We start from the raw sequence: 12,645 nt of genomic DNA on the forward strand, positions 1-12,645 counted from the left end.
CTAAGGTATTACAGCGTAATGATGTACGATAGCGTCTAGTTGCTCAGTGGTTATCTTAGGAAAATCAGTACGCTTGGCGTATTTAACATATGTAGAATAAAAAATGTTTGTCCCAGCGATTTTATCAAACTGTTGCGTCAGTCCACTTCCACTGCTGTTTGCCGTTATGCAGCACTGGCTATACTGAGCAACGACTTGGGACAAACTACTTCCCCTTTGAAGCAATAAAGCGTCGACTTCAGCAAAATAAGCGGCACCAGACCAATAAACCCGCATGTAAGCGTGTTTTCGCCACATATCATTAGAGACCATGCTCAACTTACCGGGTTGAGAAATAGTATTAAGCCTCCCCCTTTCTAATCCCGCTTGTAGTTTATTAACAAAGGTTGCCTTGTCTATGACTTGGCTTTGTAACATAACAATATTTTGCATGTACGTTGCAAACCCTTCGTTTAACCAAAATGAAGGGTAATCTAAGTAGGGAATATAAAGATGTGACAACTCATGATAAAGCGTCCAGTCATCAACAAAGTCTTGCAAAGGCCAGTCTGTATTGATCTGTAACCTGACTTTGTTCGTCCTCCCCCTAATCACTTGTGCAAAAGGCACGGGTTCGTTGGCAAAAGACTGAGTAACGAGTTCAATGTCAATGTTTCGTCCTGGCATTGTGCCCAGAGATAACTCAACCGCTTGTATCCCTCCCGTTATCCATTGCTGCATCTTTTTGTGTTCATTGAGAGGCGAGTTTCCCATATCAATTTCAACTTCAGCGCCAAAGGCCACGCCGAAACAGCTGACGAGTACAGTGCTAAATAGCAATGTTCGAGAGAAGTGTTTGCTCTGTCGGGCTTTGTTTGACGTCTTTAGCATGTCCACTCCCTCACCTGCCTGTAGGACTGTTATCGGCTAATGGCTAACTTAAACCACAAAACACCTTGGAGCCTGTTTTTAAAATTACGTTAAGCACCAGCCAGCAGATCACCTTAGTTGGTTCTGTAGATGCTAGTGCAGTTCGTGGCAAGCCTGTAGTATCCTCTGTAACAATCGATGACAGGACCCATGATAAATGTCTTGTATTGCTGGAATTCCGGCCATTTTATCAATTAAATTGTTACAATCTAAACCCCGAAATTTGCAAGGCTAACCGTTGCGAGTCTTTCGCTAAAGTCTTACCAATAGATGACGCTTCTTTAGCAGCGATTAAAGCTAAATCAGCGCCTTGTTTAATGGCATCGGTGCGGGTATCCATCGAAGCTGACACCTCTCGTTGGGCAACAACAGTTTGAGTTATCTGCCCACTAATAACGACAATATCCTCAACATTGCTTGCCAAAGTCGCAATACTTTCGCTAACCAAGCTAGCCTGCACGACCCCTTCGTTGGCCTGCATTGAACCTGACTCCATTGCTTTAACAGCTTGTTTTGCCCCTTTTTGGACCAGCTCTATCATGGCTTCAATCTCTTTCGTTGAAGACTGAGTGCGACTCGCCAACGTTCTCACTTCATCAGCAACGACTGCAAATCCCCGTCCTTGCTCTCCCGCTCTTGCCGCTTCAATCGCTGCATTCAACGCCAGTAAGTTGGTTTGCTCAGCAATCGAGCGGATAACATTCACCACCGCACCAATATCACTGCTGTGCAATGCCAGCTGGTTAATGACTTCGGCACCTGTTGCAACCTCTGCGGCAATTTTATTAATCCCATTCACTGTACCAGTAATGACCTCTTTGCCATTTTGCACGGAATGAAGCGCATCGGAGGTCACTTGATTCGCATCATGAGTACAGCGTTCAACGCTGTCTGCAGAATCAACCATATCGGTAATGGCCTCAGCAACGCTGTGAGTCTGCGCTTGCTGCTTTGTCAACGTTGACTCTACATCTGAGGTTACCAATTGCATTTTTTCGCTGGCATTAACTACATCTAGGCTGACTTGCTTTACTTCTGTTATAAGCAACCTCACACTGGTCAACATATGATTAAAAGCCTCGGCGATTTTTGATAATTCATCATTTCCAGCAACCTCTAGATCCGCCGTAAAGTCGCCTTTCGCCACCCGAGATGTCAATGCCTCGATAGCCACCACTTTCTCGATAATCGCTTTATAAATAACCAGCAGGATCAGCACACTGGTAATCACCACCATTAGCGCTCCAATAATGAGCCAGAACATGTGTGATAGCTCTCTATCAAGGCGAGACTGGATCTGCAACTCAAGTTCTTGGGAAGTTGTGTCGCCTAGCAATTTCAAAGCTGCGGCCACTGTATTTGATTGAGTGTTAAACCCAGCTAAGTCGACGCTCAACTCATCGGGTGAAATAATATCTTTATCGATTGTATTAACAAAATCACCAACTAACTCTGCGGACTCAGCTAGTGCGTTTTTCAGTGGCAACATCTCTGTATCTGCTACTGTTGCAATTAGTCGGCTTGTGCTTTTTTTCAGTAAAACTTGTTGTTCTTCCAACCTTTTATTAAGTGCAACAATCTGAGTATAAGACTGGGGAGTAAAGCCACCTTGCTGCAATATGTTCGACGTTAAAGCTGTCACTAACGAATAATATTCAGTAATTTGAGCAATGCGATTAATGTATAGTTCAGCAAGATAAAAGCCACTGGGTTCACCGTCAAGCGCAACTCCTGACAAAGCCGATATATCTTCTTTTGCACTCGCTATACTAGCTGCCAATAGCGTTGCGGTGTCTTTATCATTTCTGTCGAATTCAAGTGACAGTTGTCGTAAAACACTGACGGAATTGGGCTGCAGGTTTACTGTCGTTTGCAGTTGCTTAATGCTCACTAAAGCAAGTTCTTTAACCCCATTGTAATTTTGCCAATCATTTGCGCGACTATGCCGATAATCGTGTTCAACACGACTCAACTCAGTTAAAACCGACAACCCCGCAATCTCATCATTGAGTAAATTTAGCGCGTCTTTTTGCTGCATAACAATGATGCCAGCACCGAAAATGAGAGGCAAAAGAGTAACAATGGCTAGAAGAGTGAACTTCTTCTTAAAGCTCAATCGGTTGGCTATATGCATTCCTGCAGAAATAAAGGCGTTCATTCAATATTGAGTCCGTTCTGTTACTAGTTGGTAACATATGACCCGTCGTCATCAGATTTTATTTCATTTTGCTTTCTATTAACCCAGCAAATTAGTTCTAAACTTAATGTTGGTCAATTTTTGCAATATCGCTTTTCGCTGACAATGGACAACGACCAGCAGTACAATATTAATTCTCTGTCCCCCTAAAAAAGACAATTATCTGCAACATTATGGATAAATTAGCAGCCAGTAAGAGCTAGAGGACAATTAGCAAACGATGATTTTGGGCTCAAAATGTGATTATTTCATGATATTTAGCTTAAATTAGCGCTGAATGATAAAAATCGATAAAAAAAATGGAAAAGTATTGCTATACTTGCGCGGAATTTTAGAACGTAACTCCAATAGAGTAGAAAAATGACTGATTTATCAAAGTACAGAAACATTGGTATCTTTGCTCACGTTGACGCGGGTAAAACCACCACAACTGAGCGTATCCTTAAGCTTACCGGTAAAATCCATAAGATAGGTGAAGTTCATGACGGCGAGTCAACAACTGACTTCATGGAACAGGAAGCTGAGCGTGGTATTACCATTCAGTCTGCTGCTGTTAGTTGTTTTTGGAACGACCACCGTTTCAACGTTATTGACACCCCTGGCCACGTTGACTTCACAGTAGAAGTTTATCGTTCTCTTAAAGTTCTTGATGGCGGTGTTGGCGTATTCTGTGGTTCTGGTGGTGTTGAGCCACAATCAGAAACTAACTGGCGTTATGCGAACGAATCAGAAGTTGCGCGTATCATCTTCGTAAACAAGTTAGACCGTATGGGTGCTGACTTCTTACGTGTTGTTAAGCAAACTAAAGACGTACTAGCTGCTAACCCACTAGTTATGGTTCTTCCTATCGGTATCGAAGATGAGTTCAGTGGTGTTGTTGACCTACTATCTCGTAAGGCTTGGATATGGGACGAAACTGGCGAAGCTGAGAACTACAAGATTGAAGAAGTTCCTGCTGACATGGTTGAGCTTGTTGAAGAATACCGTGAGATGCTAATCGAAACTGCTCTTGAGCAAGACGATGACCTATTAGAAGCTTACATGGAAGGCGAAGAGCCATCTATGGAAGACATTCAGCGTTGTATCCGTCAAGGTACTCGTACAATGGACTTCTTCCCTACATACTGTGGTTCTGCATTTAAGAACAAAGGTATGCAGCTTCTTCTTGACGCTGTTGTTGATTACCTTCCAAACCCAGTTGAAGTTGATCCACAGCCACTTACAGATGAAGAAGGCGAACCTACGGGTGAAGTTGCTTTAGTTTCTGTAGATGAGCCATTTAAAGCACTAGCATTCAAAATCATGGATGACCGTTTTGGTGCCCTAACCTTCGTACGTATCTACTCAGGTAAGATCAACAAAGGTGACACCATCCTTAACTCGTTCACAGGTAAAACTGAGCGTGTTGGTCGTATGGTTGAAATGCAAGCTGATGAACGTAACGAACTTGATTCAGCACAAGCTGGTGACATTATCGCTATCGTTGGTATGAAGAACGTGCAAACTGGTCACACTTTGTGTGATATCAAGCACCCTTGTACTCTTGAAGCTATGGTATTCCCAGAGCCAGTTATCTCTATCGCTGTTGCGCCGAAAGACAAAGGCGGATCAGAGAAAATGGGTATCGCTATCGGTAAAATGATTGCAGAAGATCCATCTTTCCGCGTAGAGACTGACGAAGACTCAGGTGAAACTATTCTTAAAGGTATGGGTGAGCTTCACCTAGACATTAAGGTAGATATCCTTAGACGTACATACGGCGTTGACCTAGTAGTAGGTGAGCCTCAAGTTGCTTACCGTGAAACTATCACTAAAGAAATTGAAGATAGCTACACGCATAAGAAACAGTCTGGTGGTTCTGGTCAGTTTGGTAAAATTGACTATGTTATCCGTCCAGGTGAGCAAAACACTGGCTTCACTTTCAGCTCTAAAGTTGTTGGTGGTAACGTACCGAAGGAATTCTGGCCTGCAGTAGAAAAAGGTTTCGCATCTTTGATGGATACTGGTACTGTCGCTGGCTTCCCTGTATTGGACGTTGAATTAGAACTTCTTGATGGTGCTTTCCACGCAGTTGATTCGTCAGCTATCGCGTTCGAAATCGCTGCTAAAGGTGCTTTCCGTCAGTCTATGCCTAAAGCCGGTGCACAACTTCTTGAGCCTATCATGAACGTTGACGTATTCAGCCCAGATGACAACGTTGGTGATGTTATTGGTGACCTTAACCGTCGTCGTGGCATGATCAAAGACCAAATGGCTGGTGTTACTGGCGTTCGTATTAAAGCTGACGTACCGTTATCAGAAATGTTCGGTTACATCGGTTCACTACGTACAATGACATCTGGTCGTGGCCAATTCTCTATGGAATTCGCTCACTACTCACCATGTCCAAACAGTGTTTCTGAAAAAGTTATCGCTGAAGTTAAAGCACGCGAAGCTGCTGCTAAGAAGTAACTATTAATTTAGTTATGACTCTTAACGAGTTTTAAGCTTTAACAAAGGCCTATAGATGCAAATCTATAGGCCTTTTTTTGTTTATCACTTTGCATCAATATTTCCACTCAATGTAAATAAATGAGCACTTACCTCATCCTGCTAGCTTCAATTAATCTTAATTTTGCTATCTTTCTCTCACATTTCTCATAGCCATTTGCGTTGATAGAACAAATCGTTAAAGTACAGCGTCGCTTTCTAAACACAATATTATGACACCTCAACTTCACAAGATTATCGCGCTGTTATTCATGTTACTCAATGCTTCACCCGCCATCGCTAACAGTGAACTAGACACTACCGTACAACAAATAACGCCCAAGCATTGGAGTGGATTACCGCGACTTGCCGACAAAGCACTAGAACGAGGTTATGAGCTGCCAATACCCATTGGGATAACCCTGTTTTACAATGATATTGACGCTGACTACATCGCTACAGATGATTTCAAAGTACAGGTCGATGGCGGCTTACTTGGCCTAAGAGGGCCTAATGATTATCTTGTGCCTGCAGAAGACGTCACCATCACTGGCAGAGATAAAAGCGTTCAATTAAAGCTGGATGCGTGGATTTTGCCTTTTTGGAATGTCTACGGGATCTTCGGTTACACCGAAGGCCATAAAGATATTAGAGCCAAACTGGATAATGTTGAAGGCTTACCCTGTGGAGACAGTTGCAACGGTGTGGTCCTTCCTATTCCGATAAATTATACCGCTAAAAATTATGGCATTGGCACTGTGTTCGCTGGCAATATCGATCCCATTATCGGCGACACTCCCTTCACGATTATGGCGATTGGCGCGATCATCAAAGCAAAGACAGATACGACAGATAGCCTCATTAAAACCGAGCTGGCTTCAGTGCGTATTGGCCAGCGTTTTGATGTTGCGGGCGATAAGCTCGCTTGGTTTCTAGCATTTAGCCATCAAAGCGTAAAACAGAATGTGACAGGGGATTATTCTTTTCAAGGGACTGAGCTCGCCCCCTTGATGGAAAATGTAAAATTCGATATCGATCTTGCTAAGCAAGAAACTAAAAACATCTCATTTAGCTTAAACTATGATTTTGGGCCTCGCAATGAATGGAACCTCTATGCTGAATACGGGTTTCTAAACTGGAAGCATCTAATTATTGGAATGGGACGCCGTTTTTAATTGATCAACTAAATAGATTCAAACATCGACGCCATACGTTTGATACTTTGCAATGGCACACCATGGCTATTTCGTTTTGCACAAAGCTGTTGATGTTTTACCGAGGCAGGATCGCCTATTTGCTCAATACGTACTTGGTAACCCAAAGCCTTTGCTGCTGCGCTATAAGCTTTAAACTCCCAATAAGCTATGTTGGTATTATCACAAATAACCAACGGCAATCCGTCGGCCATGCCTTGGATAAACGCGGTTAAGTTTAACTGGTGATATTTTGGCAGCAGCTTAGGGTTAAACTGGTACACTCCCTCGTTATAAAAGAAACTGTCGGTTGAAAATATAACGTATTGCTTTTCAGCCTCAATCAAACTGTCGCTATGCTGATAAGTAGCAACAAACTCTCTTGCCCAATAGCTTTTTCCGCTACCTGGAAGCCCGCGCATAATAATCGCAAGCTTAGCCTCAGTATGTTTACCAAGCATATTGATTAACCAGCCTGCAATTGATCATTAACCACTTTACCTTGCAGAATTTGCTCGACCAATTTAGGTAATACTTCGCTCGCCTTTCCCTGCAAGTGGTACTGGAACTGGCTATGCCGATCTGCTGGCATTAGATTAATATCGACAGTTTGTGCTCCATGATGGTTTGCAGTGTCAACAAACCCTGCAGCAGGATATACAGTGCCAGATGTACCAATAGCAATAAAAAGATCACAGCTGTCTAATGCATGTTGAATACGATCTAAACCGATAGGCATCTCACCAAACCAAACGACATGAGGACGAAGTCTTTGCGCTGGAATACAACAAGTGCAAGTATGCTCAGGGCCGAATGGCTCTCTCAGTAAAAAGGTTTGCCTAGAACGTGGACACCGCCCTTTCGACAATTCACCATGCATATGTAACAAGCGCTTTGAACCTGCCCTTTCATGAAGATCATCGATATTCTGGGTGACAACGAGTAACTTACCTTCAAATTCACGTTCCAGTTTAGCAAGAGCATCATGGCCGGCATTGGGCTCAATGCAACCATTATGAAACTGTTGCCAGCGCTCATTATAGAATTGTTCCACCAATTGCGGGTTTTTCTCATAACCTTCAGGGGTCGCCACCTCTTCTATCTTATGCTCCTCCCACAAACCATCTTGATCTCGAAAGGTGCGTAATCCAGATTCTGCCGAGATCCCGGCGCCAGTTAGTATTACTATCTGCTGGTACATCTACAGTCCTATTTCTTAGTATTGTTATTCCCATTTTGCCAAGGAAATAACGATTTTTACATTAGGCGTTAGTATAAACGCTAATAACAATACAAAAAGTATGCTTAAATTGCTTGTTTTATATCAGCTTTATCGCTTTTATTTACATTAGATGGCTTATTACTATATCAAAGGTTTAAGTTTTCTAATTGTGCACATATAATGGATTGAATACCCACATATGAACTGGCTCGAGTTGACAGGCCGTTCTGCAATCAAGAGAACAATAATGACAGATGGAAATCAAGCGCTAAAGAAAGCGGGTTTGAAAGTAACCTTACCACGAGTCAAAATTTTAGAATTGATGCAAGGACCAGAGAATCAGCATATCAGTGCTGAAGATCTCTATAAAAAGCTACTGGATTTGGGTGAAGAGATCGGCTTAGCGACGGTTTATCGAGTACTTAACCAGTTTGATGATGCAGGCATTGTGACTCGTCATCATTTCGAAAGCGGCAAAGCGGTTTTCGAACTTGCAACACAACACCACCATGATCACCTTGTATGTTTATCATGTGGCAAAGTCTTCGAATTCTCTGACGATATGATTGAACAACGTCAAGATGAAATTGCCATGAAGCACAACATTAAACTGACAAACCACAGTCTTTACCTTTACGGTGTATGCACCAATGACAACTGTGAGCATGGTGAGTCTTAAAGTTTATTGAAATAAAAAACCAGCTTCAAGCTGGTTTTTTTGTGGGTGATGGTTAACTAAATAACGCTTGGCTAAAGATATTTGTGGAAAACATTGACCTTATGTCCCATAAACTTATCCCTACCACGCTCTTGCATACCCAACTTTTTTGCCACACCTTCAGAGCCTTTATTGCCAATGAGGATTAAAGCGATAGCTTCTTGTATATCATAATCAATAAATTTAGATAAAGCGGCAGATCCCGCTTCAAAGCCAATACCTTTGCCCCAATAGGCAGGAAGGTAACGGTACCCGAGCTCCACTTCATCAAACTCTTCAATATACTTTGGGCCACAAAAACCAATAACTTTAGCATCAGCTTTGTGTTCTACCGCCCAACGCCCGTAACCAAATTGCTCATAGTTACTTAAGATCATATTCTCCAAGATCTCTTCAGCCTGAGAAATATTAGTCATAGGTGCACCAGGGATATAGGTGAGGATCTCCGGGATACTGTTGAGCAAAAAAATAGCTTTAGTATCTTTTGACTCAAATCGCCGTATTATCAGCCTCTCGGTTTCAGCTATTATCACTTTAAACTCCTTGGTATTGCGCTTTCCATATGACTGCAACATACAAATTGTTGAACATAGTATGCTTATCTGTATTCACGACTTCTTGACTATAATCGATACTAATATAACTAATTTCTGTTTAAATTAGAAAGTATTAAAACAAGATTGCCTAATCGGCAAAAATGCCTTTCAATAAGACAAACCGCTATCAGGTGCTTAATAGTAAGGAATACTTATGACCATCATGCAAAAATTCTTGTGGATTATCGCTTCTTTGGGAAACTTAGTTGCCATAAACCTCGCCATTAGCCAAACAAGTCTTGGCAGCGTTTTTTTACTCTTATTGACTATCAGTTACAGCGCTATTGGCTACTTCGATATGTATCATAGTAAACATACACTCAATCGACTCTATCCTGTTGTCGCACATATTCGCTACTTTCTGGAATCTTATAGAGTTGAGATTCAGCAGTATTTTATTGCTAATGATACCGAGGAAAAGCCGTTTAACCGTGAACAACGCTCTTTAGTTTACCAACGAGCCAAAAATGTCAGAGATACCATCGCTTTTGGTACACAGCGTGATCTGCTTGAGGATAACTATTTAAGCCTTTGGCAATCGCTGCACCCTAGAGAAGTCGTCGCGGATGCTAAACGAGTACGCTTTGGTGGCCCTGATTGCTTACAACCTTATGATGCTTCCTACCTCAACATATCCGCTATGAGCTTTGGTTCATTGAGCTCAAACGCAATTGAAGCGCTAAATTTAGGTGCGCTAAAAGCCGGCTGTTATCACAACACAGGCGAAGGTGGTGCTAGTCCTTACCACTTAAAGCACCATGGAGATGTAGTTTGGCAAATTGGCTCAGGTTTATTTGGCTGTCGTGATAATGAAGGTAACTTTAACCCCGAAACGTTCGCAGCTATGGCGACTCGTCCGCAAATAAAGATGATTGAAATTAAGCTCTCTCAAGGAGCCAAGCCTGGCCACGGTGGAGTATTACCTGCGGCAAAGATTACTGATGAAATTGCGGCGATTAGGCACATATCCAAAGATAGAGATTGCGTATCACCGGCAGTAAATCCAGAATGCACCACCCCAAAAGACCTACTTAATTTTGTCGTCAAACTGAGAACGTTAAGTGAAGGAAAGCCCATTGGGTTTAAACTTTGTATAGGAAATCCAGTCGAGTTTTTAGGCTTGTGTAAAGCAATGTTAGAAACCGGGATAACACCCGACTTCATTACTGTGGATGGTGCAGAGGGAGGCACGGGTGCAGCGCCAGTCGAGTTTTCTAACCGTTTAGGCATGATGTGCTTAGAGGGTGTCTATTTTACTCACAACGCGCTTATAGGCGCAGGATTGCGAGATAAAATAAAAATTATCGCTTCAGGTAAAACAGCATCAAGTTTCGACCTTTTGGCCAAAATAGCAATGGGAGCCGACACCGTTAATGCAGCCCGCACCATGATGATGTCACTTGGATGCATTCAATCCCGCCACTGCAATACCAATATGTGCCCTACAGGTATTGCCACTCAAGACCCCGCTCGAAGCAAAGCCGTAAATGTTATTGAGAAAAGTGAGCGAGTAAAAAACTACCACCACAATACCATCGAAAGTTTTTTTGAACTGGTTGGCAGTATGGGCTTGGACAATCCCGCTAAGTTAATGCCTCATATGCTAAAAAAGCGCACTCCATACGGGCTATTGATGTCAGTTGGCAGCCTCATCGAGCCATTAAAGGAGAACGAATTGTTGCAAGAGAAACACATTGAGGGACCTTGGAGTGACTGGTGGCGTATGGCAAGAAGTGATGATTTCTATAGTGAAGACACCTATATCCTATCGCCGGCTGAGTTCTCTCGCGCCAGACATGCTAGTAGTAAACTAAACCCTACACAACCCTAGGTAAATGTTGCGTTAATCATAATAAAACCGATAACCAAAAGCCCATCGTAAACACACACAGTACTGTGGAAAGCACCACAGTACTGGCGATTACAGCCTGTTGAGCTTGAACTTGCATGGCAACAAGATAAGCATTAATGCCAAGCGGTGAAGCACTGAGCAATACCAGTACAGCTAATAAATTAGCTTCTAGCCTGAACATCGAACCTAGGGCGTAGACTAGAGCTGGCAGAAAGATCAATTTGACCATTGAGGCGATTAAAGCCAGTTTCCAATCTTTAGCTATTTTATAAAAGCTCAGATTAGCGCCTAATACAAACAGCGCACATGCTAATGCCGGTTGGCTGAGTAAATGGATACCATTGGCTAAGTTATCAGCTAAGGGGAGCTGTAATAAATTGAATGTTAGTCCTAAAGAGATACTCATCACAATGGGGTTAAACACAATCCCTTTTATAAATGGCCCTGCTTTAAACTCTGCTTTGCTTCTGCTTAAAGCCAAAATAAAAGTCAGTGAAAAAAGCAATGCACTATGAAAGGTAATTATAATAAACACATTGCCCATCATCTCCTGTCCTAACGCGCCAACGATAATCGGCAACCCCACCAGAATAGTGTTTGAATAACTACAACCTAGACCGTAAGCAGCACTATTACTTATCCGTTGCTCTTGCCCGCTTCGTACAAAATAGAAGATGAGAAAACCTATGCCGTAAGCAACTAATACTGGCAAATAGAAGCTAGCTAATGCACTAATATCAAAGCTTTTATTTAGGTCAGCCTGATACATATTGATGAATAAAAAAGCAGGAATACTGAGATAGAAAGTGAATAAGCTTATCCCACCGATCTGCTCTTTTGAAAAAACGGATCTAATGGTGAGTATATAACCTAATACGGCCATAAAGATAAGGGGAAAAACAATTGAAATAATGGCCATTAGAGGGTTAATTTATCCTAGAAAAGGTAACAGGAATTACCTTTTCTAATCCCTGTATAAGATCAACAATCATATCAAATAAATCAGGAGGATTAGCCAAGTTAAAAGATTCTTTTTACAGACATTATATGATACATCATCGGTATTGAGGTAACTGGCAAGGCTAGTAAACAAGCATCCGCTGCTACAAAAAGCCTAAATTTGAAAAGTAAACAAGCACACTTGGTGGAACACTAATTACTAGAAATATTCAAAGGGATGACATTGCAAAATATCTCTTTCTCAAACTGCTGCTCTAACTTCTCTCTCCATGATTGTTTATTGATCGGCACCAAATAAAAATTCTCTCTCGATGTGTCCGTAACAAAAGCCAAATCATGACGCATTAGCTCAAAATGAATGTCATTAACAAAATCGGCTGAGAAATTCTGCCGCCCTGTTAGCTGATTAATATCCTTACGCGATAAAGATACCCCTTCATTGAGGCCTTCGAACCTTAACCTTAACCAATCTGAAAACTCTTTTGCGCTGACCATAGACATAAAATCTACCTACAAGTTCCTCTATAGA

The 12,645-nt window shown here is 42.1% G+C and carries 11 protein-coding genes; 4 read left to right on the top strand and 7 right to left on the bottom strand.

Annotation, left to right across the window (positions count from 1 at the left end):
• Both K5R16_RS10510 and K5R16_RS10515 read right to left on the bottom strand, forming a co-directional pair.
• Entirely contained in the window at window positions 1-870 is an 870-nt protein-coding gene (locus K5R16_RS10510) for a hypothetical protein (protein ID WP_220737510.1), read from the bottom strand.
• Between the two features lie 241 nt (window positions 871-1,111).
• Complete coding sequence (locus tag K5R16_RS10515; RefSeq protein WP_220737511.1) at window positions 1,112-3,067, bottom strand: methyl-accepting chemotaxis protein; 1,956 nt, start codon at window positions 3,065-3,067, stop codon at window positions 1,112-1,114.
• A gap of 399 nt (window positions 3,068-3,466) precedes the next feature.
• Between K5R16_RS10515 and fusA the strand changes: the two genes are divergently transcribed.
• Entirely contained in the window at window positions 3,467-5,557 is a 2,091-nt protein-coding gene (fusA, locus tag K5R16_RS10520) for an elongation factor G (protein WP_220737512.1), read from the top strand.
• Between the two features lie 251 nt (window positions 5,558-5,808).
• Window positions 5,809-6,750: a hypothetical protein gene (locus K5R16_RS10525; RefSeq protein WP_259649838.1), complete on the top strand. Its 942-nt coding sequence runs from the start codon at window positions 5,809-5,811 to the stop codon at window positions 6,748-6,750.
• An 8-nt stretch (window positions 6,751-6,758) separates the two neighbouring features.
• Here the strand turns inward: K5R16_RS10525 and K5R16_RS10530 are convergent, their stop codons facing one another.
• Both K5R16_RS10530 and cobB read right to left on the bottom strand, forming a co-directional pair.
• A complete protein-coding gene (locus K5R16_RS10530) occupies window positions 6,759-7,229 on the bottom strand; it encodes an AAA family ATPase (RefSeq protein WP_220737513.1) in 471 nt (156 codons plus the stop codon).
• 5 nt (window positions 7,230-7,234) lie between these two features.
• On the bottom strand, window positions 7,235-7,969 hold the full coding sequence (gene cobB / locus K5R16_RS10535) for a Sir2 family NAD+-dependent deacetylase (protein WP_220737514.1): 735 nt from the start codon (window positions 7,967-7,969) through the stop codon (window positions 7,235-7,237).
• Window positions 7,970-8,237: 268 nt separating this feature from the next.
• On the opposite strand from cobB, the gene fur reads away from it, so the two are divergent.
• Window positions 8,238-8,669, top strand: coding sequence for a ferric iron uptake transcriptional regulator (gene fur / locus K5R16_RS10540; RefSeq protein ID WP_220737515.1), 432 nt, complete (start codon window positions 8,238-8,240; stop codon window positions 8,667-8,669).
• A gap of 71 nt (window positions 8,670-8,740) precedes the next feature.
• On the opposite strand, the gene K5R16_RS10545 is transcribed toward fur, so the two are convergent.
• A complete protein-coding gene (locus K5R16_RS10545; RefSeq protein ID WP_220737516.1) occupies window positions 8,741-9,241 on the bottom strand; it encodes a GNAT family N-acetyltransferase in 501 nt (166 codons plus the stop codon).
• A gap of 217 nt (window positions 9,242-9,458) precedes the next feature.
• Here K5R16_RS10545 and K5R16_RS10550 point away from each other — a divergent pair, with 217 nt between their 5' ends.
• Window positions 9,459-11,135 (top strand): FMN-binding glutamate synthase family protein, encoded by a 1,677-nt coding sequence (locus K5R16_RS10550; protein WP_220737517.1) that lies wholly within the window; start codon window positions 9,459-9,461, stop codon window positions 11,133-11,135.
• A 16-nt stretch (window positions 11,136-11,151) separates the two neighbouring features.
• On the opposite strand, the gene K5R16_RS10555 is transcribed toward K5R16_RS10550, so the two are convergent.
• The gene (locus K5R16_RS10555) at window positions 11,152-12,075 is read right to left on the bottom strand and encodes an AEC family transporter (RefSeq protein WP_220737518.1); all 924 of its coding nucleotides are present in this window, start codon (window positions 12,073-12,075) and stop codon (window positions 11,152-11,154) included.
• A 233-nt stretch (window positions 12,076-12,308) separates the two neighbouring features.
• Window positions 12,309-12,617: a hypothetical protein gene (locus tag K5R16_RS10560; RefSeq protein ID WP_220737519.1), complete on the bottom strand. Its 309-nt coding sequence runs from the start codon at window positions 12,615-12,617 to the stop codon at window positions 12,309-12,311.
• Between the last annotated feature and the right edge of the window lie 28 nt (window positions 12,618-12,645).

The organism is Shewanella sp. c952, assembly GCF_019654975.1.
In the GTDB taxonomy this organism is placed as follows: domain Bacteria; phylum Pseudomonadota; class Gammaproteobacteria; order Enterobacterales; family Shewanellaceae; genus Shewanella.

What these genes read in the sequence shown, in the direction of transcription:
- K5R16_RS10510 (WP_220737510.1), bottom strand. Translation starts at nt 870, where the DNA reads ATGCTAAAGACGTCAAACAAAGCCCGACAGAGCAAACACTTCTCTCGA.
- cobB (WP_220737514.1), bottom strand. Translation starts at nt 7,969, where the DNA reads ATGTACCAGCAGATAGTAATACTAACTGGCGCCGGGATCTCGGCAGAA.
- K5R16_RS10560 (WP_220737519.1), bottom strand. Translation starts at nt 12,617, where the DNA reads ATGTCTATGGTCAGCGCAAAAGAGTTTTCAGATTGGTTAAGGTTAAGG.
- fusA (WP_220737512.1), top strand. Translation starts at nt 3,467, where the DNA reads ATGACTGATTTATCAAAGTACAGAAACATTGGTATCTTTGCTCACGTT.
- K5R16_RS10530 (WP_220737513.1), bottom strand. Translation starts at nt 7,229, where the DNA reads ATGCTTGGTAAACATACTGAGGCTAAGCTTGCGATTATTATGCGCGGG.
- K5R16_RS10515 (WP_220737511.1), bottom strand. Translation starts at nt 3,067, where the DNA reads ATGAACGCCTTTATTTCTGCAGGAATGCATATAGCCAACCGATTGAGC.
- K5R16_RS10555 (WP_220737518.1), bottom strand. Translation starts at nt 12,075, where the DNA reads ATGGCCATTATTTCAATTGTTTTTCCCCTTATCTTTATGGCCGTATTA.
- K5R16_RS10525 (WP_259649838.1), top strand. Translation starts at nt 5,809, where the DNA reads ATGACACCTCAACTTCACAAGATTATCGCGCTGTTATTCATGTTACTC.
- K5R16_RS10550 (WP_220737517.1), top strand. Translation starts at nt 9,459, where the DNA reads ATGACCATCATGCAAAAATTCTTGTGGATTATCGCTTCTTTGGGAAAC.
- fur (WP_220737515.1), top strand. Translation starts at nt 8,238, where the DNA reads ATGACAGATGGAAATCAAGCGCTAAAGAAAGCGGGTTTGAAAGTAACC.